This window comes from Streptomyces glaucescens, from assembly GCF_002154375.1.
Lineage (GTDB): Bacteria > Actinomycetota > Actinomycetes > Streptomycetales > Streptomycetaceae > Streptomyces > Streptomyces glaucescens.
Genome location: NZ_MUND01000017.1, coordinates 1 through 21,786, shown reverse-complemented (window position 1 = coordinate 21,786; position 21,786 = coordinate 1). Strand labels below are relative to the sequence as shown.

28 protein-coding genes are annotated in these 21,786 nt (G+C 70.5%); 1 reads left to right on the top strand and 27 read right to left on the bottom strand.

The window, feature by feature from the left end; all coding sequences use genetic code 11:
* Positions 1-219 precede the first annotated feature (219 nt).
* Positions 220-939: an FAD-dependent thymidylate synthase gene (thyX, locus tag CCN42_RS01265; RefSeq protein WP_086732669.1), complete on the top strand. Its 720-nt coding sequence runs from the start codon at positions 220-222 to the stop codon at positions 937-939.
* 9 nt (positions 940-948) lie between these two features.
* On the opposite strand, the gene CCN42_RS41980 is transcribed toward thyX, so the two are convergent.
* The 27 genes from CCN42_RS41980 to CCN42_RS01140 all read right to left on the bottom strand — a co-directional run bounded on the left by CCN42_RS41980 (position 949) and on the right by CCN42_RS01140 (position 21,572).
* On the bottom strand, positions 949-2,307 hold the full coding sequence (locus tag CCN42_RS41980) for a hypothetical protein (protein ID WP_143661817.1): 1,359 nt from the start codon (positions 2,305-2,307) through the stop codon (positions 949-951).
* Between the two features lie 13 nt (positions 2,308-2,320).
* Complete coding sequence (locus CCN42_RS01250; protein WP_086732666.1) at positions 2,321-2,662, bottom strand: putative phage holin; 342 nt, start codon at positions 2,660-2,662, stop codon at positions 2,321-2,323.
* Complete coding sequence (locus CCN42_RS46010) at positions 2,662-2,901, bottom strand: DUF7620 family protein (protein ID WP_422641161.1); 240 nt, start codon at positions 2,899-2,901, stop codon at positions 2,662-2,664. Before CCN42_RS46010 ends, CCN42_RS01250 begins: the two co-directional genes overlap by 1 nt.
* Complete coding sequence (locus CCN42_RS01245) at positions 2,867-3,199, bottom strand: hypothetical protein (protein ID WP_086732665.1); 333 nt, start codon at positions 3,197-3,199, stop codon at positions 2,867-2,869. The genes CCN42_RS46010 and CCN42_RS01245 overlap by 35 nt, the downstream gene beginning before the upstream one ends.
* 73 nt (positions 3,200-3,272) lie before the next feature.
* On the bottom strand, positions 3,273-3,662 hold the full coding sequence (locus tag CCN42_RS01240) for a hypothetical protein (RefSeq protein ID WP_086732664.1): 390 nt from the start codon (positions 3,660-3,662) through the stop codon (positions 3,273-3,275).
* Positions 3,659-3,850, bottom strand: coding sequence for a hypothetical protein (locus CCN42_RS01235; RefSeq protein WP_086732663.1), 192 nt, complete (start codon positions 3,848-3,850; stop codon positions 3,659-3,661). The genes CCN42_RS01240 and CCN42_RS01235 overlap by 4 nt, the downstream gene beginning before the upstream one ends.
* The gene (locus tag CCN42_RS01230) at positions 3,847-4,791 is read right to left on the bottom strand and encodes an N-acetylmuramoyl-L-alanine amidase (protein ID WP_086732662.1); all 945 of its coding nucleotides are present in this window, start codon (positions 4,789-4,791) and stop codon (positions 3,847-3,849) included. The genes CCN42_RS01235 and CCN42_RS01230 overlap by 4 nt, the downstream gene beginning before the upstream one ends.
* Complete coding sequence (locus CCN42_RS01225; RefSeq protein ID WP_086732661.1) at positions 4,791-5,171, bottom strand: peptidoglycan-binding protein; 381 nt, start codon at positions 5,169-5,171, stop codon at positions 4,791-4,793. The genes CCN42_RS01230 and CCN42_RS01225 overlap by 1 nt, the downstream gene beginning before the upstream one ends.
* Positions 5,172-5,335: 164 nt before the next feature.
* Positions 5,336-5,719: a hypothetical protein gene (locus tag CCN42_RS01220; RefSeq protein ID WP_086732660.1), complete on the bottom strand. Its 384-nt coding sequence runs from the start codon at positions 5,717-5,719 to the stop codon at positions 5,336-5,338.
* A complete protein-coding gene (locus tag CCN42_RS01215) occupies positions 5,716-7,395 on the bottom strand; it encodes a phage tail protein (RefSeq protein WP_086732659.1) in 1,680 nt (559 codons plus the stop codon). Before CCN42_RS01215 ends, CCN42_RS01220 begins: the two co-directional genes overlap by 4 nt.
* Before the next feature lie 2 nt (positions 7,396-7,397).
* Positions 7,398-8,501: a hypothetical protein gene (locus CCN42_RS01210; protein WP_086732658.1), complete on the bottom strand. Its 1,104-nt coding sequence runs from the start codon at positions 8,499-8,501 to the stop codon at positions 7,398-7,400.
* Entirely contained in the window at positions 8,498-9,436 is a 939-nt protein-coding gene (locus tag CCN42_RS01205; RefSeq protein ID WP_086732657.1) for a hypothetical protein, read from the bottom strand. The genes CCN42_RS01210 and CCN42_RS01205 overlap by 4 nt, the downstream gene beginning before the upstream one ends.
* 12 nt (positions 9,437-9,448) lie before the next feature.
* Positions 9,449-10,348, bottom strand: a complete 900-nt coding sequence (locus CCN42_RS01200) for a phage distal tail protein (protein ID WP_086732656.1) — start codon at positions 10,346-10,348, stop codon at positions 9,449-9,451.
* Positions 10,338-14,723, bottom strand: a complete 4,386-nt coding sequence (locus CCN42_RS01195; protein ID WP_086732655.1) for a hypothetical protein — start codon at positions 14,721-14,723, stop codon at positions 10,338-10,340. Before CCN42_RS01195 ends, CCN42_RS01200 begins: the two co-directional genes overlap by 11 nt.
* Positions 14,724-14,742: 19 nt before the next feature.
* The gene (locus CCN42_RS01190; RefSeq protein WP_245877094.1) at positions 14,743-15,078 is read right to left on the bottom strand and encodes a hypothetical protein; all 336 of its coding nucleotides are present in this window, start codon (positions 15,076-15,078) and stop codon (positions 14,743-14,745) included.
* A 26-nt stretch (positions 15,079-15,104) separates the two neighbouring features.
* Entirely contained in the window at positions 15,105-15,629 is a 525-nt protein-coding gene (locus CCN42_RS01185) for a hypothetical protein (protein WP_086732654.1), read from the bottom strand.
* Positions 15,630-15,734: 105 nt separating this feature from the next.
* On the bottom strand, positions 15,735-16,208 hold the full coding sequence (locus tag CCN42_RS01180) for a phage tail tube protein (protein WP_245877093.1): 474 nt from the start codon (positions 16,206-16,208) through the stop codon (positions 15,735-15,737).
* A 131-nt stretch (positions 16,209-16,339) separates the two neighbouring features.
* The gene (locus CCN42_RS41975; protein ID WP_143661816.1) at positions 16,340-16,804 is read right to left on the bottom strand and encodes a hypothetical protein; all 465 of its coding nucleotides are present in this window, start codon (positions 16,802-16,804) and stop codon (positions 16,340-16,342) included.
* Positions 16,801-17,175, bottom strand: a complete 375-nt coding sequence (locus CCN42_RS01175) for an HK97 gp10 family phage protein (RefSeq protein ID WP_143661815.1) — start codon at positions 17,173-17,175, stop codon at positions 16,801-16,803. The genes CCN42_RS41975 and CCN42_RS01175 overlap by 4 nt, the downstream gene beginning before the upstream one ends.
* A gap of 11 nt (positions 17,176-17,186) precedes the next feature.
* Entirely contained in the window at positions 17,187-17,642 is a 456-nt protein-coding gene (locus CCN42_RS01170; protein ID WP_086732652.1) for a DUF6093 family protein, read from the bottom strand.
* Complete coding sequence (locus CCN42_RS01165) at positions 17,642-18,028, bottom strand: hypothetical protein (RefSeq protein ID WP_086732651.1); 387 nt, start codon at positions 18,026-18,028, stop codon at positions 17,642-17,644. Before CCN42_RS01165 ends, CCN42_RS01170 begins: the two co-directional genes overlap by 1 nt.
* Positions 18,025-18,534 (bottom strand): hypothetical protein, encoded by a 510-nt coding sequence (locus CCN42_RS42395; RefSeq protein ID WP_158102044.1) that lies wholly within the window; start codon positions 18,532-18,534, stop codon positions 18,025-18,027. Before CCN42_RS42395 ends, CCN42_RS01165 begins: the two co-directional genes overlap by 4 nt.
* Positions 18,531-19,373 (bottom strand): hypothetical protein, encoded by an 843-nt coding sequence (locus CCN42_RS01160; RefSeq protein WP_086732650.1) that lies wholly within the window; start codon positions 19,371-19,373, stop codon positions 18,531-18,533. Before CCN42_RS01160 ends, CCN42_RS42395 begins: the two co-directional genes overlap by 4 nt.
* Positions 19,370-19,702 carry a hypothetical protein gene (locus CCN42_RS01155; RefSeq protein WP_245877092.1) on the bottom strand — a complete coding sequence of 111 codons (333 nt, stop codon included), beginning with the start codon at positions 19,700-19,702 and terminating at the stop codon, positions 19,370-19,372. The genes CCN42_RS01160 and CCN42_RS01155 overlap by 4 nt, the downstream gene beginning before the upstream one ends.
* 95 nt (positions 19,703-19,797) lie before the next feature.
* Positions 19,798-20,088, bottom strand: coding sequence for a hypothetical protein (locus CCN42_RS01150; RefSeq protein ID WP_086732649.1), 291 nt, complete (start codon positions 20,086-20,088; stop codon positions 19,798-19,800).
* A 2-nt stretch (positions 20,089-20,090) separates the two neighbouring features.
* Positions 20,091-21,137, bottom strand: a complete 1,047-nt coding sequence (locus tag CCN42_RS01145) for a major capsid protein (protein WP_086732648.1) — start codon at positions 21,135-21,137, stop codon at positions 20,091-20,093.
* An 18-nt stretch (positions 21,138-21,155) separates the two neighbouring features.
* Positions 21,156-21,572, bottom strand: a complete 417-nt coding sequence (locus CCN42_RS01140; protein ID WP_086732647.1) for a head decoration protein — start codon at positions 21,570-21,572, stop codon at positions 21,156-21,158.
* Between the last annotated feature and the right edge of the window lie 214 nt (positions 21,573-21,786).

Sequence of the window (21,786 nt, the reverse complement as noted above, 5' to 3'; positions counted from 1 at the left end):
GCAAAGCGGGTTCCCGCCCGGCCCGTACCGGTGCGTCGGATGCTGACAGCCCTGGCACGGTCCTACGTAGGCGGGCGCGCACTCGGGGGCTGGCGGGGCAGGTCTCTCACTGCTGGTCGTGCTCACGTTCGACATCGTACGTCCGCGCGCGGGGAACCTCCGCGCCCGGCGCCGCGACACTGAAGCCACCGCCCCTTCCCACGACCGGAGGCCCTTCCCATGGCCGAGCCCGTCTTCCGCAGCGACGTCACCGTCGAGCTGGTCAAGCACACCGCGTCCGACGCCGACGTCCTCTTCGCCGCTCGCGTCTCCACCCTCGGTGAGCAGTCCCTCGACGAGATCAGCAAGGACCCGCAGCGCTCCAAAGGGCTGATCAACTACCTGATGAGGGAGCGTCACGGGTCCCCCTGGGAGCACACGTCGATGACCTTCCTGATCAGCGCCCCCATCTTCGTGTTCCGCGAATTCCACCGTCACAGGGCTGGCTGGTCATACAACGAGGCCAGCGCCAGGTACAGGGAGATGGAGCCGGTCTTCTACATCCCCGACACGGATCGGCGACTGGTCCAGGTCGGCAAGGCTGGCCACTACCGATTCGAGGAGGGGACCGCGGAGCAGCACAATCAGGTCCAGTCCGACATTCGGTACGCTTGCCGCGTGGCCTATCAGTCGTATCAGTCGATGCTCGCCGCTGGCGTGGCGCGGGAGGTCGCCCGGTCGGTGCTACCGGTGGGCCTGTACTCGTCGTGCTACGCCACCTGCAACGCCCGGTCGCTGATGCACTTCCTTGGCCTGCGCACCACCCACCCCGACGCCAAGGTGGCCAGCTGTCCCCAGCGGGAGATCGAGATGGTCGGCGAGAAGATGGAGGCGGAGTGGGCCAAGCTCATGCCGCTCACCTACGCCGCCTTCAATGCGAACGGGCGTGTGGCGCCGTAAGCCCGCCCGTCAGGTCCATGTGCCGGGTGTCCCGCCGGTCGTGCAGAGGTGCCATGCGCCCGCGGCGTCGAGGACGACGTCCCCGGTGGTCCACGTGCCGGTCGTGGGGGCGCCAGCGGTGTTCTTGAACCCGGCCAGGCGGATGTTCGTCAGCCCGTTCTTCGCGCCCACGGCGGCGACGCCGGTGGTGGAGTCGATGTCGTGGACCGTGTTGTAGGGGGTGGTGCCGAACTGGGCGCGGCCGATCAGGTGCGGGCCCGCCGCCTCCCACCGCATCACGTTCTTCTGGGCGCCGGTGAAGTCTGCGTTCGCCCAGTGGGACACGATGACGTCCAGGCCTGCGACCTCGAGGTCCAGGCCGCCGCCGGTGGTGCGGAACCGGTACGCGCCGAGCGAGCCCGGGGTGTTGCGGCTGACGGTCAGGTTGTTGCCGACCACGTTGACCGGTCCGGTGGAGTTCACGCCGGCCAGCGACGCGGTGCCCTGCTCGATCGCGGACACCCTGCCATTCATGGCGGTGACGGTAGTGGCGAGGGCGAACTTCGAGTCGGCCCAGGAGCGGTCGCCGTGCGGGTCGGCGGCACCGGCGTGCGTGGTGACCTTGGTGGTGGCGTCGGTAGCCGCCGCGCTGATCGCGGCGGTCTGGGCGGTGTTGGCCTTGGCCTGGGCGCCGGTTGTGGTTTCCAGCAGCGTGGTGTCCGCGATGCCGTGGACGTCGGTGGTGTCCGCGGCGTGGGCGGTGACGGCGGCCGCGGCCGTGCCGGCGGGTTCGGCGCCGATGGCGGCGGGGGTGATCGGGTCGCTGCCGTCGCTGGCGTGGGAGGCGGTGTGCGCGGTCGGGGTCCGTGCATTGGTCGTGGACGGGTCGGTGGAGCGCAGTGCGATGGTGGCGCTTTCGCCGGCGGCGCCGAGCGGGGGCTGCGGTCCGGTCTCGCCCTGGGGGCCTTGCGGGCCGGTGTCGCCTGGGGGCCCGGCAGGCCCTGCCGGTCCTTGGGGGCCGGGGAGGTAGACGACGGTGCCCTGCCCGGTCTGGGTGTCGGACAGGTCGGCGCGGATGCTGCCCACCCAGTGGGTGCCGGTGTCGGGGACGGCGATGTAGGTGCGGATGGGGGTGCCGTCCAGGGCGCGGCCCTCGGTGATGCACCACAGGGTGTCCCCCGCGTCGGAGGTGATTGCGCTGTTGGGGAGGAGGTCCACCGTCCAGGTGCCGTCCAGCGTGGGGGTGATGCGCTGGGGCTGCACCACCTCCCCGGGGACGGAGGCGACGTAGCCGACCGCGGGCTTGCCGGTGACGTCGACGAGGGTGGCGGTCATCTCCACCCGCCGTCCGTCGGCCGGGCCGAGCAGTTTGCCGGTCACCGTGGTCATGGGCTCGCTCCATTCAGGCAGAAGGTGGCGGACCCGGTTGGTCCATGCTGTGCAGGGCTCTCTGGTGCTGGGCGCGCAGCACCATGCGGGTGCGCTGGATCACCAGTGCGGCGATGACGATCAGGAGCACGGTGCGGGTGGCGCGGAGCACTGCGGCCGGTGTGCCGTCCGGCCACAGGGTGATCGCGACGGTGTACGCGCCCAGTGCGCCGATCGCGAGGGTGAAGGTCATCACGTGGCGGCCCACTGCGGTGGACTGCCACGGAGCGTGCAAGTGATACACGACGGCGAATACGGCAGAGGCAAGGGTGACCAGAGCCGATGCTGCGGAGTTGGCGAGCTGCGCCCAGTCCATCAGTTGCGGCCTCCCTCCAAGGCAGAGCGGAAGATCTCCGCGAAATGGTTTTGCTGGCGCTCGCGGGCGAGACGCGCAGCAACGTGGGACACGACCGATCGGTGGGCTTCGACCTCTCGGCGTGCTTCCCGGGCGCGGGACAGCGCCTTCTCCGCTTCCCGCTGCCCAGGTGTCTTGCTGGGATCCTCCGGGCGCGGGGTGGGCTCAGGACGGCGGCGCAGCAACCGAATCCATCGCATCCCCGGGCACCTCCCCTCGTATGGCGCGCAGCACGTGGTCGGCGATACGCGCTAGTTCCACCAGTTCGCCGACCTGGTTCTGCGCTTCGATTCGCGCAGCTTCGCTCTCTCGGTGCGCGTCTCGCCACATGTCCCGCTCTTTGGCCAGCTCGGCTATGCGGTCGTCGCGGTCCTTGCGGACGTCCTCAAGGACGGCCCGTGAGACGAGATGGCCTTTGAGTATGAGCAGCACGATGAGGGTGACGATGGCCCCGGCCCCGCCCGGCAAGAGGACGTTGATGGCCGACAGCTCATTCACCGGTGCCGCTCCTCGTGGTGGGGCACGCGTGCGTCGCTGCCAGTCGACGCGGTGCGTGCCGGGTGGTCATGGGTCAGACCGCGGTCGGGCCGCTGTGTCTGGTCAGCGGGCTGGACGTCTCGATCCGCAGGGCGGGGACGGGGGCGGTGACCTGCGGGCGCACGATGAACAGGGCGACAAGGCCCTCGATGGCGAACATCCACAGGGCCTGCTGTTCGGCGCTCATGTCGCGGCCGAATGCGAGGAACAGCGCGAGCGCAGCGTGGCCGAGGTTCACGAGCGCAGCGAAGGCGGCGCCGGTCCTCAGGATGAAGGCCTCCGCGACGGCGACGATGCAGGACAGGGCCACCATGATGGCGGCCTGTATCTCGTCTGAGACGTTGAGACCGTAGGCGGATCCGAGCTTGAGGGCGACGGCGATGAACGCAAGGATCGTCACCGGTTCGCGGCCGAGGATCTTCATTGCTTCTCTGCTTCCTGTTCGGCGCGGCTGGCTTTGGCCGCGGAGAGATGCCCGACGAAGTTGGCGTACAGGCTCATGAAGGCGACCCAGAGGACGCTGTTGGGCCACCAGATCAGCGTGGGGACGAGGAGGAGCGCCCAGAGGCCGGCCATGCCGTAGTGCACGGCTGCCGCGCGGCCCGGGCTCATGCCACGACCTTGAAGCCGTACTTGTCGCCGAGGCGTTCGAGGGAGGTGCGGCCGGGGATGCCGTCGGCGGCCTTGCCGGTGTAGCCGCAGCGCTTCTGCCAGGCGGCGTAGGCGGCGATGGTGGAGGTGCCGAAGTGGCCGTCGGAGTACTTCTTGGCGAGGAGTCCGGCGTCGACCAGGGCCGCTTCGACGGTGCGGACGCCGCTGTAGGTGACGGGGGTGCCCTTTGAGGCGGGGTTGGCTTTGGCGGCGGCCACGAGCCGGGACAGGTCGACGACCGGCTTGGTGGGCTTGGGCAGGGGCTTCGGTGCCGCGGGCTTGGGTGTGGTGGGCTTCGGGTCGGGCTTCTGCTCCGCGAGGCGGTCGGCGATGCGGGCCCGCATGCTGTCCATGGTGAAGCCACGCGGGTCGATCTTGCCGGGCTGCCATTCCAGGTGGCCGATGACGGACCGCTCGGACCAGCCGTGGTGGCGGCAGATCGCCGCGGCGACCTTCTCGATGGCCTCCAGCTGGGCTTCGGGCCAGGGGTCCTTGCCGTCGCCGAGGTTCTCGCACTCGAAGCCGTAGAAGTGCCGGTTGCCGTCCGTCGTGGCCTCGTTGTCGGCGGGCACCGCGCGTTCGGCAATGACCGCGGCGAGGACGTCGGGGTCGCCGAGGCCGGCGTGGTTGGCGCGGCCGTAGCCGACCAGGTGCACGCGGCCGTCCTTGGTGATGACGCCGTGGCACAGCGGGCCGGGCAGGCTGGAGTGGCCCTTGCGGCACAGCTCCACGGTGGTGGCGCTGCCCTTGGTGACGGTGTGGTGGATCATCACGCCGTTCACCGGGCCCCAGGGGCCCTTGCTGTTGCGGTTGTGGGTCTCCCAGTCGCCGACCTCGACGACGGTGACGCCTTCGGCGCGCAGCAGGCCGGCGAAGGCGGAGGCGGAGGGGGCGGTGGCCATCAGGACTCCTCACGCAGGGGCGTGACCCGCGGCACGCGCAGCCGGTCCCAGGCGGTCTCGTCGGGGATGCCGGACACGTCGCCGGCGCCCTTGGGGCGCAGGGTGTGCTGGTAGCGGGCGAACGCGTCGCGGTGGGCGTTGGTCCAGTCCGGGCCCATGGGTCGGCTGTCGCCGTGGCCTTCCTGCTCGAGGCGGCGGGCCATGGCGGTGATGATCGGCGAGTGGCGGCCGCCGTGGAAGAACTCGGCGCCCGGGTAGGGCTCGGTGGCGCCGGAGGCGGTGAGTTCGGGTTCGGTGGTGGGGACGGGCTCCGACGGCGGGGTGTCCTTGCTCTTGCGGGCAGCCGTCGTCTCGTCTGCTGGTGTGGTCGACTCGGGCATCGCCCGGACTCCTGGATCTCCCCGCGCCCAGGTTGATACGTGCTGGCGGGCCGCTGTGGTGCGGCCGTCCCTCGGAGGGGTGGATCTGGGGCGGAGGGTCGCCCTTGATCAGGGTACGGCCGGGCCGGGCCGGGGTTGCCCCCGTGCCCGGCCCGGTGCCCGCGCTAGTCCATGACGGGCTGCGGGTCGAGCTTTGTCGCGGCCAGGATGGTGCGGCCCTTGTTGCACATCCCGCAGACGATGATCGGCTTGCCTGCGTTGGAGTACACCATCGGATCGGTGGTGGTGACGTTCAGGTTGGGGCAGGGCTGGCCGTTGCCCTTGTCCTGGGTGAGGCACACGGTGTCGACGGAGTACCAGGTGGCGGGCTCGAAGGTGATCGTGCCGCTGGGGCTTTCCGGGGGCGGCGGGGTGGTCGTGTCCTCTTCCGGCTCCGGCTCGTCGACGGGGGGCTCGTCGACGGGCGGGTCGGTGGTGTCCTGCGGCTCGGTGACAGGCTCCTGCTCGGCCTGCACGGCTTCCGGGGTGGGTTGGGGCTCGGTGTTCATGTGGCGATCACGATCCAATTCACGCTGGTGGCGCTCGTGTTGACTCGGGTGACCCAGACGGTGAAGCCCGTCGAGGTTTCGTTGGTGACGCCGACCCCGGTGACGACGGTGCCGGGGCCGGAAGTGACGGCGGTGGCGACGACGCGGTAGCCGGTGCCCGGCAGGCTGAGGCCGGAGACGGTGCCGCTGGTGGGGGTGTTCGCGGCGGTCGGGGTGATGGTGATGCGTCCGGCGGCGATGTTCCCCGCGGTGAGCATGCCGTTGATCATGGTGTTGCCGGACTTGTCGACCGCGAACCGGCAGGTGCTGGTGTCCGGGTCCCAGACGCGGACCAGGTGGCCGGTGTGGCCGGGGGCGCACTGCACGAAGAGGACGCTGTCGGCGCTGGCTGCGGCGGGGACGACGCGGTGGCGGCCCTTGGTTTCCGCTACGCCGGGCTGGCAGAGGAGGTATCCGGCGTCGGCGGCGACGGCGGAGTTCATGTAGCCGAGCTCGGCGTAGTCGGCGCGCAGGTTGATGCGGCCGCCGCGGTGGGCGGTGGAGGATCCGCGGCGGATCCGTTCCGTGACGGCGAAGTCGTTGCCCATGTAGGAGCGCCAGGCGCGGTCGGTGAAGCCGTCGGCGGTGAACTGGCCGGTGACGGATTGAAGGTTGGCGTCGCCGGGGTTGACCTCGGCCATCTGCATATATGCGCTGTTGGTGCCGGTGGCGTTGTCGAAGCGCAGCTGGGGCAGCGCGGCGCTGGGGTCGAGCCACATGGCCGCGCCGGTGGTGCCCTTGAGGATCAGGCCCTGGGCGGACAGTTCCCCGATGGCCGTTCCGGAGGCGTTGTAGACGAGGATCTTGTTGGCGTCGTCCTCGTTGAGGGTGATCCGCTGCCCGCTCGCGGCGGTCTGGATCTCGGAGCCGGTGATGGTGCCGCCGGTGACGGTGCTTCCGGTGATGGCGCCGGTGAAGACCGCGCTGCCGTCGGCAGCGTTGAACTGGATCATCAGCACGCCGGAGCTGTTGTAGACGCGGAGGCCGTCCTCGTTCAGCTCGACGCGGGCGGCCGCCGGATCGCCCGCCACGAGACGGGTCACCAGCTGGAGGACGGCTTCGAGTTTCTCCGCGGTGACGGCGCCGGCCTGGATGGTGGCCGCGGTCACGGATCCGGCTTCGAGGTCCGGGCCGTCGACCTTGACCGGGGTCGCGGCGACCTCCGCGGAGGGGCTGCTGGCGTTGCCGGAGGTGTTCACGGCGGTGAGCTGGATGTAGTGCGTCTGGTACGGCAGGGGGATGAGGGGCAGCATGCCGCCGTCGCCTGCCCGGGTGATGGTGCCGGCGAAGGTGGCCTCGGACGGGGTGAACCCGCTGGTGGTGGCAGCGTGGACGGCGACGTGGTCGAAGTCGGCCGGGAGAGGGCTGCCGTCGGCGAGGGTGCCGTCCCAGGCGACGCGCAGCCCGCCGATGGTGGACGTGACGACCGGCGCGGACGGGGCGCCGGGGGCGGGCCCGTCCACGGCGATCAGGCCGATGGTGCCGTCGGCCTGCATGCCGATCCGGCCCCGCACGGTGCCGGTGCCGTCGGTGACGACGATGTTGGTGTTGTCCAGGGAGGCGTGCGAGAGCCGTGCGGAGGCCTCGACGCGGGCCAGGCGGGCCCTGAGGTTCTGGAGTTCGCGGCCGATGTCCAAGGTCAGAGGCCTCCGTAGATGAATTCGGCGGACGGGCGGAGTGAGATGACGGCCTGGGGGCCGCCGGGGGCGGTCGGGCGGATCGTCCAGCCGGTGACACGGCACCAGCCGGTGTAGGAGGTCCAGGCGTTGTGGATGCGGGTGTAGACGTCGTCGCCGACCTGCCAGGCCCCGAACGGCGCGGCTGGCGTGTTGCGGATGGTGACCTGCTCGACGGCGCCGAGGGTCTGCCGGCGGGCGCGTTCCCATTCGACGCGAGCCTTGAGGACGTCGTTGCCGTTGACCTCCGGGAATGCGGCCGCGGCCTCAAGACGCAGGCGGCCGTTGCGGACGGCGCTGATCTGGCGCAGCTTGGCGGAGCCGTCCCCGGCGCCGGTGCCGATGACGACCTGCGCGTACTCGTCGCCGGCCAGGACCTGCTCGGGTTCCTCGACGATGTTGACGCCGGAGGAGAACTCGATGTCGGTGCGGCGGGCACCCAGCCGGGGCCAGCCCAGCTTGATCCGCTTCACCACCGCCGTCTTGTCGGCGTTCCACGAGGTGACGCACGTGTACTCGGGGGTGGCCTGGTCGGAGACCAACTCGTCGACCTGGTCGCCGAGGGACTTCTGCTCGTACCAGTAGGAGTGGTGGACGTCGGCCGGGGTGCCGATCTTGCTGCTGCTGGTGGTGGAGTCGACGACGACGCCGAGGTCACCGTCCGGGATGCTCTGCGCGTACGCCCAGATGTTGCGGATGACCTGGCAGCGGTCGGCGAACACATAGGGGCCGCGGCCGCCGTGCTCGCCGTCCAGGTCGTAGCGGTGCATCAGGTACGACGACCAGGAGGCTGCCTCGATCGTGTAGTCGTTGCCGCGGGCGCGGACGTCCCAGATCAGGCCGCCCCACTGGATCTCGCCGGCGGATTCCACGTAGATGGCGGTTGTGCCAGGGTCGGCGAGGGTCGGGTGGGAGGCGACCAGCCGCGGGGACAGGGTGCCGCGCAGGGCGCCCGGCCCGGACAGCTCGGGCCCGTACTCCAGGTCCGTGACCGGCAGCGCGGTGTGCAGCCACGCCCCGGTCAGGGCGTGCTGGACCAGGACCCGGTCGGGGACGGGCACCGTCACCGCGGGGCCTCCTCGAACTGGACGTCAACGGCCAGGGTGGTGCCGGTGTCGATGTAGATGCGGCCGGTCTGGCCGGTGGCTGCGGCAGCGGCGCGAACCCGCAGCAGCTGGCTGGTGCCACGGTAGGAAGCGGGGATGGTCAGGGTGTCGGCGATGATTCCGGCAATGCGGCGCACGCCGCTCTGGTTGTCGTCGAGGGTGGTGGGCTGCACGGTCAGGCTGGACCCGAACGTGGCGGACAGGTATCCCCAGAACGGACCGGTGTCGTATCGGATCGGAGAGACATCGACCTTGACGATCGCCTTGGTGGCCCAGTCCGGGATGCTGACGCTCCATCCGGCGGCGGTCGAGAAGTAGGAATAGCTGGTGGAAGCGCCGATTGCGGTACTTAGGCTGGCCGGAGACTGGGTGGCCACGTAGCGGGATCGGCGCGGGTTCGCGACCTTCCGCAGGTCGGTGATCATCGCGTTGGTGATGGTGGACGTGGACGCCGGGATGTCGATCCGGGCCAGCGGGATCGCGGTGCGGCTGTCAGGGATCGTCGTCGCGGACGAGGACACGTTGGAGATGACCTGGAAGTACGCGACTTCGCCGGTGGCTGGGTTGATGCTGCCCTCGTACTCCGGGTCTTCGATCCGCAGGACGACCATGTCGGAGCGGCCGCCACCCGCACCGGTGGCGGCGATCGGCACGTCGACGGCGCCGATGTTGCACGCCGAGTAGCTGCCCTGGAAAACGTTCGCGCGGCCCCGGACGACGGCGGATCCGTCACCGACCAGCACGCCTCCGCCGGGGGTGGCCCGCTGGGTGACCTTGAGGTCATCGCCCTGGGTGACGCCCTCGGATCCGTTGGACAGGTCCCTCACGAGCATCCGGAACTGCTGCGCGCTGTGGGTGGCCCCGTTGGTGAGGATCGGCCGGGGAAACAGTGCCATGGTCGGTTCTCCTCAGAGGGCTATGTAGGCGTCGCGCCAGGTGATGGCGAGGCGGGCTGAGTTGGTGTTGTCGAAGGCGGTCCAGCGCATCTCGCTCGTGCCGGGCGGGATGGAGAACAGGTCGATCCGGGATGCCGGGGACAGGTAGGCGGAGGCGTTGCCGCCGTTGTCCCAGCGGACGGTGCGGTAGCCGGGCCGGGTGTCGATCTCGACCCACCGTCCGGCCGGGAGGTTGAGCGTGGGCAGGGCGAGGACGCGGCCGGACGCGACGTGGGTGATGGTGACGTTGGCGCACGGGCCGGTGATCCGGATGATGGGCCAGGCGTCGGCGTCCCCGCTGTTGGTGACCCATCCGGGCCGGTCGGCGGCGACGGTGCCGTCCTGCACGTAGATCGGCGCGACCACGGGTGCGGCGAACCCGCCGCCGGTCAGCCAGCCCAGCGGCAGCTCGGTGGTGGACTCCTCATCCGCGTACCAGGTGGGGTCGTGGGCGAGGAACTCCATGTCGAGGGGCACGTAGCCGTGGATGACCTGCCGGTATTCGGGGGCGAGGCGGCGGGCGCGGACGGTGAGCCGCTTCACCGGCCGGCCCGGGCGTTTCACCCGCATGGTCATGCCCTGCCCGCCGACCAGGCGGACGCTCGCGGGATCGGTGGCGGCCTGGAGCGCGGCCACCATGTCGTGGCAGGCTCCCGGGTCGCCGGGGATCTTGATGGCGGCGTCGATCTGGATCTGGCGGCCCGCCCAGTAGTCGGGCCCGGCGAACTGGCCGTCCATCGACGGCTGGTCCACGTCGGACTCCCTCACCGGGGGCCGGCCAAGGCCTGCGGTCTCGAGGACCTGCACGTTGGTGTCGGCTCCGATGAGGACACCGCCCAGGTCGTACTGCCAGTCGCTCAGTTCAAGCGGCACGGGATGCCACTCCTCCCCTCTTGGCTCGGCGGAACTGGTAGCCGACCTGGGCGCCGATGTCGGACGCGGTCGCGTGGCTGCCGGTGGTGGTCACGGGGACGGTGATGGTGTCGCCGTTCTGGACGATGACGACGGGGCGTCCGGCCTGGGCGTCGGTGAGGCCGACGCCGAAGCGGCGGGCGACGTCGGCGAGGACCGGCATCGCGGTGCGCCGCTTGGCGGGGCTGAGAGGCAGGTAGGCCTCCCCGCCGGTCTGGGGCTCGGCGAAGCGGATGATGCCGCCCTGGGTGGCGTAGATCCCGGCGCGGATGCCGCCGTCCGCGTACGCCTTGCCCGCGTTGGCCTTCCGTAGGTCCTCGAGGAAGCGGTCCGCCCGCGCACCGAGGGACGTCTTGATCTGACCGCGGGACTTGTTGGCGATGGCGATGATCTGGTCCTCGCCGATGCCGGTCTTCGCGGCGACGTCGTGGATGCCGGTCGTTTTGGTGGTGATCGCGGCGATGATCTGCACCAGGGACTGCACCTGATCGGCCGTGAGCGCGTTGTTCGCGGTCTTCGCCGCGGCGTCCGCCTTCTTGGCCTTGGACGGGTCTTTCACCGCGGCGGCGGCGAGCTGCTGCGCGGCTTCGTCGCCCTGCGCGGCCAGCTGCGCGGCGAGGTCGTCGTAGCCGAGCGCGGACAGCCGGGCGAGGTCGCTGGCGAACTTCTGGTTGACCTTGTTCGCAGAGGTGAGCTGGCGGGTGTAGTCGCCGAGGGTGGCCTTGGCCGTGGCCTGGAGCCCTCTCAGGGCGGCGGCCATCTCGTTGATGTACTTCGTGCTGCCGTTGGCCATCTTGTCGGCGAGCTTCATGCCCTCCACGCCCATGGAGGCGAGGGCTTCGGCGACATCACCGCCGACCCGCTCTGCGACCTTCTCCAGGTCCCGGTTCCACGACTGCGTCGCCTTCGACGCGCTCTTCAGCTTCTTCTCGACCGCTCCCAGGTCGAAGTAGCTGACGTCTTTGCCCTTGACCTTCTTCGTCTTCCGGCCGGCCTGCCCGGCATCCGACGGCGAGTAGAGGCTGCCGGTCTGCGGGTCGTAGCGCCAGTCCGTGACCGATCCTTCGGCGTTCCACTGGATTGTCGACGGGTCGCCGCCCAGGCGGCGGACGATCTCCTCCGTGATCGCGCGTGAGCGGACGCGGGCTGACCTGCGGAAAGGCACGTAGCCCTCGCCCTCGGTCTCCCGCTCTCCCCACACCCGGTAGGAGCCGGCCGGGGCGATCTGCGCGATGTGCTGGTTGGGCCGGTCTCCCGCCTCCATGCCGCCGTCGGCGTACGCGCGGATGCCGCCTTGGGCGTAGTAGTCGACGACACCGCCGCGGGCCTGCTTGAAGGCCGGCTGGAGGCTGGACTCGACCTTCCGGTATTGGACGTTGATGTAGGAGGTGCCGAGGACGCGGCCCGCCAGTCCGCGCACTCCGGCCCAGAAGGGGCTTGTCTCGGCGTCGACGGTGATTTCCTTGCCCTGGAGCCGGTCGCGTGCGGCCTGAACGGAGCCGATGCTGGCTTGGGCCTCGCCGGTCGCTGCGGTGACCTTGAAGCGGCCGTCGGGAAGTCGGGTGACCTTGAAGCCAAGCGCTTCCAGCTCCGCCACCGCCGACTCGGACAGGGCGTCCACGTAGACGCTCTTCTTGTTCGGGGTCTCCTTGATGGCGGCGATGACCGCTTCCAGACCTGCGATGGCGTCCGCGGTATCCATGTCCACCTTGGTGGACGCCTTGTCGGGAATATCCAGGTACGCGGCGGCCAGCGCCTGCGCCTGGGTCTTCGTCAAGCCCATCTGGACGGCCGTGTCGACGAACGCCTTGCGGCCGCGTTCGTAGATGCCGTTGACGTGCTCCCACGATTTTCCCTGCTCGCGGGCCGCGGTGACCGCTTCGTCGGTGCTCGCCGCGAGTCCGCTCAGTGCGCTTTCAGCGTCCCTAGCCTTCTGAGAGTTCAGGTCCAGTTCGCCGTTGCTCATCGTGAGCGCGCCGGCGTTGTCCTGGGCGGCCTCGGAGGCGTCGTCGATCGCCTGTTCCATCGCGTTCATCGCGGTGCCGGCGGCCCGGTTGACTTCGTTCAACGCCATGATCGAGGCGCGCAGCCCGTCAGCGGACCTCTTCTGGCTGTCGAGCTTGGCCTGGGTGTCGATAGCCGCGTCACCGAACAGGCCCATGCTGCGGGCGGCGACGCCCTGCTCGGCGTCCAGTGCCTCTACGGCCGCGGTGTACTCGGGGAAGATTTCCTTGATCTCCCGCGTGGTCATGCCCTGGGAGCGCATCGCCTCCTCGAAGAGGGCGAAGTCTTGGGCCGCCATGTCCCCGTGGCCGCTGGTCGCGAGCGCAGCGAACGCCTGATCGAAGCTCTGGAAGTCTTCCTTCAGGGCTTCGACGCCGTCGCCCTGGTTCACCAGGGAGTCGATGCGGGGGACGATGGCGTCCAGCGCCGGCCCGGCGCCCATCATCCGGGGCAGTTCGAAAGCCTCGTCGAGGGCTTCCGTGTTCCGGTTGAGGTCGTTCAGCTTCTCGATGAAACCGTCGACGTCACCGAAGGTGTCGGCCAGTTCACCAGTGAACTCGCCGGTGGCGGCCAGCTCCTTCAGGCTGGTGGTCAGCTTGTCGACGTCCGGCGGGGCGCCGCGGGCTTCGTCGGCGAGGGCGTCGATCCCGATGGCGACCGCGCCGAGGACACCGAGCCCGCCCGCTGCCTTCTGGAGGCCGGTCATCTGCTGGGTGACGCCCGCGACGGCCTGGCCGACGCCGCCGAAGCGGGCGGAGCGGACGAAGGTGGCGAGGTTGGTGGCGGCGGCGGAGCCGGTGACGGCTGCCAGGCTGGCGGCGCCGAGGCTGGCCAGGCGCATCGCCGTGTAGAACTGGAGGAATACGCTGATCGCTTCGGGGGGTACGGCGCTGACGACCTTGGCGAGGGCGTTGGCAACGTTGAGGAGGATCTCCCCGGTCCCGGACGCCCCGGACAGGATGTGCAGGATCGCGGAGCCGACGTTCTGGAGGGTTTCCGCCGCGAGCGGGCCGTTCTCGCGGCAGAACTCCAGGAACGCCTGGACGTCCTCGCCGCCCGCGAACTCGTCGACCGACTCGGCGAAGCGGATGATGTCGGTGACCAGGTCGTTCAGGTTGTCGGTGGCCCCTTCGGAGAACGTCTCCATCAGGGTCTCGAACTGGCCGGTGTTCATGCGGCCGCCGGCGTAGGTGACGAGCCGCTCGAAGGCGTCGGCGCTGCCCTCCACGAACGGGGTGAGGTGCGGCAGGAGGGTGTCCAGGAGCTGGAGGCTCTTGGTGGCGACCGGCATGGTGCTGCCGGCGAGAGCGTCAGACCAGTCCTGGTAGTCCTCCGTAAGGTCCGCAAGAGCGGCTGCGGTCTCCCGGGTGGGTGCCGGGAGCTTGCTGAGGGCGACCTGGTACTCGTCGGAGGCCTTCGCGGCCTCTTCGGATGTCTCGCCGTGCTGGTCGACAGCGTCCTGGTACTTCTGCTCTGCTTCGACGGCCTCGCTCAGCTGCGTGATTTGGCCGGCGAGGGCGGCACCGAACACAGTGGCGGCGGCGCCGCTCGCGGCGAACTGCCCGGCCAGGGGGGCGATGTTCGCGCCGAGCCCGGCGGTGAGGGGGATGACCGCGGGCAGGATCAGCAGCAGCGCCTTGAGGGCGCTCTGGAGGGCGCCGGCTCCGCCTGCTCCCCCGCCGCCGGTGTTCAGGGTGCGGCCGAGGTTGCGCAGGGCGTCGGTGTCGGTGTCGACACGGACGCGGATCACCTGGTTGAGCTGGGCCTGCCGGACGGCTTCGTCGACGTCTCGGCGCAGCTGGTCCGGGCCGCGCAGGCCGATGGGGATGTCGATGCGCTGTCCCCACGCTGCCAGGCGCACCGCGGTCGCGACGTCGCGGCGCAGCTGGGTGCTGTTCCCCAGGCGCAGGCTGACGGTGAGTCCTTGGCCGCTGCCGGCGGCGGTGAGCGCCGTTTGGACGTCCCTGCGGAGGTGGCCGGTATCGACGCCGAGACGGACACGGATGCCCTGGCCGGCGCTGGCTGCGGTGAGCGCCCTCTGCACGTCGGTCCGCAGACGCCCGGTGTCGACGCCGAGGCGGACGCGGATGCCCTGGCCGTTGCCTGCGCTGTTCAGGGCGGCGCGGACGTCGCGGCGCAGGTTGGTGGTGTTGAGGCGGACCCCGACCCGGATGTCACGGCGGGCCGCATTGCGCAGGCGGGTGATGTCGCGGCGCAGGGCGTCGATGTCGCGGGAGGCTCGGCGGGCGTCACGGCTGGTGTCGCGCAGAGTGCGGGACAGGTTCTGGCCTTGGCCGGTGAGCCGTACGGACAGGTTCCACTGCGATGCCATCCGGTGCCTCCCTTCAGAGCTAGTGCTGGTGGCGGGCGAGTTCCATGGCGGCGTGGACGCTGGACGGGATCAGCAGCACCTTGACTCCGTGGCCTTCGTCGCCGTCCGGGACGGATTTCTGCCGGTCGGTGATGAGCTGGCAGCCGATGCACCGGTGGGTGATGGCCCGGTAGGCGTCCTCGTCTCCGCCCGCGTTCTCGTCCCACTCCTCGGGGCGGGTGCCGCAGGTGGGGCACACCGATTTGAGGTAGGCCTCGTAGGCGAGAGCTTTGCGGCGGTCGAGGTCGGTCCAGGTGCCGGTGCCGTGGCCGCGGAAGAGGCTGTGCGGGATGCGGTACTGGCGGCACAGCTCCATCTCGGCTCGGAACCGGTCATCGTCGATCAGCCTTTTCCCAGGTCGGTCCGCTGGGTGTGCTGCACGGACCAGGCCGCGTCGAAGAGGGCTTTGGCGTCGGCCGACGTCCACGTGTTGAGGAAGTGGGTGGCGTCCTCGACGGGCATCCCGTCCAGGGAGGCGGCTGAGATGAGCGCCGGCGCGAAGGAGTCCATGTCGAAGGCGAGGCCGTCGGCTTCGTCCTGCTCGCTGGCGGGGTGGGCGTTCTGGAGAGCCTCGAATTCCGAGCGTTCCAGGGCGGTGAACCGCAGGGTGATGGTCGCTTCCTTGTACGCCTTCTCGGCTGTCGCGAGTTCCGCTGCCGCGGCCGCGGCCCGCTGCTCGGCCAGAGCGCGGGCGTCGGCGGCCGCGGTGTCGGGGAGCGACTTGAGGTAGGCGGCGGTGCGATCCGCGGTCTTCCGCGCTGTCTGGTAACGGTCGCGGATGTCGGGGTCCTCGCACAGGTGGAATGCGGAGACGGGCTTCTTGACCTTGTCCAGGCGCTTCTTGAGGGCGTCCCAGTTGTTCGGCATGCGGTTCTCCGGTGGGGAAGGCCCGGCCGGGCGCGCGTGGCGCCCTTCCCGTGTACGTCACGGGCCCGGCCGGGGGCTGGTGGGGTGCTGCGGCGGCGGCCGGGATCAGGTCAGGGACGGCACGGTGCCGTTCTGGAGCGGGCGCGCGGTGACCGCGAACTGAACGGTGATCCGCGCGGCCTCGTTGTCCGTGGTGTAGGGCTTGCTGATGGAGGTGACGACGACGGGGAAGACGTCCATGCCCTTGGCGCCGGTCGTGAGGCCCTTGCTGAAGATGACGACGTAGCCGGTGGTGCCCTTGGCCAGGTCCGTCTCGATCGTGTCGAGCGTGCTGTCCTCGTAGAAGGTGAGGGAGGAGTCGGCTGCCGTGTCGTCGCCGCCGATCTTGCTGACGAAGGTGGACGCCATGTCGGGGGTGTCGATCGGGGTGTTCTCGATCGACCAGCCGTCGACGGCGTTGATGTCGCCGGTGTAGTCGGTGCCTGCGGTGATCTCCGCGCCGGTCGGGACCAGCGTGGTGGAGGCGATCGTCGGCAGGAAGTAGATCTTGGTGGTGCCCTTGCGGTTGAACCTCGCCATGGTGGTTGGCCCCTTGCGGTTAGGGGCCAAGCGTGGGGGCCCCTGCTACACGTGTCGGTGTGGCGGCCACCTGCCTGGTGGCGTCCGCGGAGGGCCCGCCGCGGTGCGGTTGTCGCCTGCCCCTGGGGGGGTCAGGCGGGGGTCAGGTCGAACCTGAACCGCTGTACGTAGGTCATGATTCCAGCTTCCTGCTCCGACGTTCCCCCTGGCTGTCCGCCCCACTCGACTTCCAGGCGGCGGGCCATGCACGAGACGCCGGGGATGAGGAGGGGGTGCAGCCACAGTCCGGTGGCCGGGTCACGGCCGAGGAACGTGGCCCGGGCCGTGTCCGCCATCCACTCCAGCTGGCTGAGCCACGCGGTCGACTCGGGGACGTCCGGGTCGGGTCCGGACACGGAGGTGATCTGGTAGACGAGGGAGGCGTCCTCGTTCAGGTCGGCCAGCGGGGCGCCGCCGACTGCGGTGTCCACGGAGTACAGCAGGTAGAACGGCGGGTCCGCGTCCCCGCGCGGTACGGAGCCGCGGCCCACAGCCATTTCCGATGCGGTTGCCAGGGTGCTGGCTACCCAGTCGGTGACCAGCCGCTTCTCGATCACGACAGCAGCTCCTCGACGACGGCTTCCATCTGCTCGTGCAGGGTGGCCTCGATGTAGCCGAGGGCGGGCTGCACGTGCGGGAATGGCGGCTGGAAGTAGTGGCGGCCGATGCTGTCGGTCATGTCGTAGAACCCGAACTCGAGGCGCCTGCCTTGGGGTTTGGTGGTGCCGATGGTGCATTCGGCGCCGTGCGGGATGCCGCGGGTCTCGGCCCGCCACGATGCCCGGTACTGGCCGGTGATGACGTTCGGGCCGGGCCGGCCTGACGCGTTCTGCCGGATCCGGGCGACGCCGAGCCGTCCGACGTGCCGCATCCGCTGCTCGGTCACCTCACCGAGCCGGTCGGCGGCCGTCTCGAGGCGGTCAGCCATCTCATCCAGGTTCACGGGGCGCCCGCCTCTCGTGGGGCCTGCTTCAGGTCCAGGGGGGTGGTGCGGACGACCTCGACAGTGGAGGCGCGGCCCGGGTCCTGCACGAACCAGACACGCCCGAGCAGCGCGGTGTTCGCCGGGTTGTGGACGGCGACGACCATGACCAGGTCGTCCCGGGCCGGGATCGGCGCGCTGAGGGGGGTAAGGAGGCGGGCCGGGGACGTGGTCTCCTCCGTCCACGGCAGCGTTGCCGACGGCAGGGCGTTGATGCCGCCCGGGGCGCCCGCGGACAGCACCGCCCCAGGACCTTCGTACACGATCTCCGGCTCGGGGTGGGTGAGCCGTCCCGTGGCCGGGTCCAGGACGGGCGCGCCGGTGGACGGCCGGGTCACGCGCACGGTGTCGATCATCAGGGTGTCGCGGATCCACTGGACGACTCCGGTCAGCGCTTCGTCGAGGCCGGCCATCAGACGTCTCCTCGTGCCCAGTCGGCGAGCTGCCGCAGCATCGCCCGCGTGAGGTCGTACTGGCTGGTGCCGAGGTCGTCCCGGTTGAGGGCGGCGTTCTCGAGGGCTGCGGGGTCGATGTCGGCGAGGAAGTCGGTGACGGTGGCGGTGTGGTCCTGCTGGGGGTCGGCGACGGCGACACGGGCCAGGCCCTCCCAGAGGGCGCCGGACGGCTGCCGGGTGTGCAGGACGAGAGTGGGCAGCGCGTTGTGGACGTCGTGGTGGAGGGTGTAGCCGGTGACCTGCCCGGGCGGGATCGGGGTTCCGTCGAGGCTGATGGTGGCGTGGCCGGGCTGGGCGTCGATACGGACCGCGTGGGCCTGCGGCTCGGCGGGGGTCCCGGTCATACGCTGCCCTCCGGTTCCAGCCCGGCGGACTGCCGCACGCACCGCTGCACCACGGTGGCGGCTTGCGTCTTGTAGTCGAATGTCCTGCTGCCGCTGGCGTCCTCGTAGTACTCAGCGAAGCAGATCAGGTGGCCCCATTCCTTCTGACCGTCAGTCTTGTACTCCACGGTGACGGGGTGTCCTGCGGCCACCCGTGACGGTTCGATCCCGTTGGCGTCCAGCCAGGAGGCCACGCGGTCTCTCTGCGAAGGTGAGAGGGCCTGGGCGGCATCGAAGATCAGACGGACGCATCGCACGTGCGGGTGCGGGACGGGGATGGCGCCGGGCGCGCTGTAGGGCAGCTGGATCGGCCGATGAATCTCGTGCCCGCCATCCTGGTGCTCGGCTGTTACGAGGCTGACCGTGGCCTGGACGACTTGATGTCCCTGCGGTAGGGCGTCGGCCAGGCCGAGGTTGTCCAGCTGCTGTCCGATGCTGGGCTCGGTGCGGTTGGTTTGGTGGATCACAGGGGCGCTCCCGTGCGGATGGTGGTGCGTCCGATCAGGTCGAGGCGGGGCAGCAGCTCGCGCTGGCAGTGGGGGTGTGCGGTGGGGTGGGCGAGGGCGTCCTGGACGGTGCGCAGAGTGCGGTTGGCGCGGTCGGGGTCGTCGTGGCTGGTCCAGCCGCAGTCGGCGCCGTCCCGGATCTCCACCCATTCGGTGCCGAGTTCGTCGAGGGCGGTGCGGGCGGCGGCGGTGTTGGCGGTGGTGACGGCCTGCCAGGTGATCGCGGCTCGCGCCCAGGCGTCGACGGGGTGCCGGGAGTTGTTGCCGTAGATCACAGTGCCCAGGGGGTGGTCGGCGCGCAGGACGGTGGCGTTGAACCGGTCTGCGGTGCCGCGGGCGGCGTCCTGGGCGGCGCGGAGGAAGGCGCGGCCGCGGCGCAGGGCCTGCTGGATGCGGCCGGTGAGGTCGGCGTAGTACTGGGCGGAGGCGGCGGTGACTGCGGCCCGGTGTCGGTCGGTCCACTGGAAGAGGCTGTTGCGGCGGCCGGCGTTGTCGAGCATCGTCCAGGCGCCCTCGCGGTAGATGAGGGGCAGGTCGGTGCTGGCCCATCGTTCGGCGAAGGCCATGGCGGCACGGTCGAACGCGGCCAGCGATCGGGTGAAGACGGTGATGGCGGCGCGCAGGGCGGTGCCGGTGCGGGCGGAGCGGCCGGGCCGGACAGCGGCGAGCGCGTTGAGGAGCCGGGTCTGAGCGGTGGTGAGGATGCGCCAGGCGGCGGTGAGCCGGCCGACCGCGTCGGTGATGTAACCGAGGAGGCGCTGGCGGAGGGTGCGGCCGCGGCGTCGGACGGGGGTGGTCATCGGCGGGGCCTCTCCCGCAGGCGGAGCACGCCCAGGGTGCCGGCGCTGCCGTCAGTGGGGTCGTCGGGCGCGGGCGGTTCGCCGTTCTCGAGGGCGGCGATCTGCCGCTCGTAGGCCTTGATGTTCTCTACGAAACCGACGGCGACGGCGCCGGACACGTTGATCGTGGAGGGCTGGGCGCGCAGCGCGGCGAGGCGTTCGCGGAGGACTTCGAGGGCGACGGCGCGGGCGGTGCCGAGGCGGGTGTAGCGGGTTTCGAGGTCGGTGAGGTCGGTGGTGGGGCCGAGTTCGCCCTTGAGCCATGCGGTGACGGCGACGTCCATGGCCATGGCGGGTGTCCTCTCGGGCTAGGGGTGGGAAGGGGTGTGCGGGTGCGGGCCCGCCTTGGTGGCGCCCCCACCACAGGGGCGGGCCCGCACGCCGCTTAGTCGCCGCTGGTGCCCTCGTCAGCGGCGCTCCGGCCCCGAGCCGGCTTCTTGGCCGCGGTCTTGCGTGCGGCCGGCTTCTCGCCGGTGCTGTCCTCGTCGTCGGTGGACGACGAGGAGGTGCTGTCGGCGGTCTTCTGGGCGGATGCCGGGAGCTTGCCGTCTTCCCAGGCGTCGGGGTTGGTGACCAGGGCGGCCAGCTCGGGCTCGGGTTCGGTGCCGGCGTCGAGCTGCACCATCTGGTGTGTGCGCGGGTCCCTCACGTGGACGGTGGCTGCGAGCATGGCCATGGTCAGTACACCTTCGCGGTGATGTGGATGTCCGGCACGTACATCACCGGCATGGCCACGGCGGAGCCCTTGGTCCATACCTGGACCGGGTCGTCCTGCCAGCCGTGGGTGACGATGATGCCGGGCGCCTCTTCCAGCTCGATGGCCGGGTTGTCGCCGGTGGTCAGGGCGATGGACTCGGCGGTGATGCCGTACTGGGTCTCGCCCCACTGCTGCCGGTTCGGCGGGACCATGATCCACCGGTCTTCGGGGATCGGGCGGGCCATGGTGCCGTCGTCCTTGGGGATCTGGACGTCGTAGACCTCGATGGGCGGCAGGTTGTAGCGGGCGCGGACGGCGTCGACCTCGTTCGGGGCGAGGACGCCGGTCGGGGTCTGCGCGGCGGGCTGGCCGTAGAACGCGCGCCGGTAGGCGTCGTTGGAGGCGAGCAGGGCGCGCGCCTTGTAGGAGGTGAGGACCCGCTCGGGCATGGGTGCGCCGGAGGCCCGGAGTACCTCGATCCAGGCCATCTCGTCGGCGAGGGCGTCCGCGGCCGGGTTGGTCCACGGGGTGGCGGCGGTCGGCATGTTCGCGGACGGCACGCCGGCGTCGTACTCGATGGTCAGGCCGTTCTCGCCGGCGAGGGTGAACTTGCCGTCGGTGAGGAGGTCGCCGACGGCGAGCTCCAGGCGGGAGCGGATCGACAGGGTGTGCGCGGCGGTGTCCTCGTAGAGGGACTGCACCAGTTCGGAGGCGTCCTGGCCGCGGCGGACGGCGAGGAGGATCGTCTCGAGTTCGCCGACGAGGTACTTCTGGCCGAGCGGGGGCAGCATGCCCTCGGTCTCGATCCGCTTGACCTCGCGGGACGCGACGGGGGTCTGCGCGTCGTAGGCGCGGTACTTCGCGGCGTTGACGCGGCGGCTGGTGCGGCGGGTGCGGTACTTCACGCCGTTGATCTGCCGCTCCGGCATGATCGACTGGGTGAGCGCGTAGTCCGCGGGGGTCTGCACGGCGCGGGCGAAGGCGATGATGTCGGTCGCCGTGATGTCCCTGAGCAGGGCCTCAAGCATCTGGATTCACGCCCTTTCTCAGGAGAGGTCGGAGAAGACGAGGTGGTCGGTGCGGTTGGCTGCGGCCGGTGGGGTGAAGGCGACGGGCAGCTTGGACACGTCGATGTCACCGACGATGCGCAGCGCCGCGGCGACCCGGGTGGTGCCGGTGTTGAACGCGGTCTCCGTCTCCAGCAGGCCGGCGAAGACCTGGGTGCCGTCGGAGGCCGCGGAGTCGTAGGGGCCGTAGAGGCCGGACGCGGTGACCTTGCCGAGCGGCGTGCCGGAGGGGATGAGGTTGGGGAGCCCGTTCGCGGCGGCCGTGTAGTTGGTGCCGGACGTGAACTGGGACAGATCGAGGGTGATCGTCTTGTTGGTTTCGGTGCCGTACGTCGACAGCAGCCAGCGGCGGTCTGCGGTGACGGTGGTCTCCGTGGTGGTCGGCTGGATGTCCACGCCGATACTCCTCACGTGCCAGAGGGGTGGTCGCTATGGGGCGGACACCGGGCGGGTGTCGTCCACGGGAGGAGAGGCGTGGTCCCTCGGTTGTCGGGCCGCGGTCAGGCGGCGTCGGGCTTGGCGTAGCCCATCTGCACGGCCAGGGCGCGGGCCTTGGCCTTGGTGCCGTCCTTGCTGGGGGTGGAGCGGGCTGGCCGTGCAGATGGGCTAC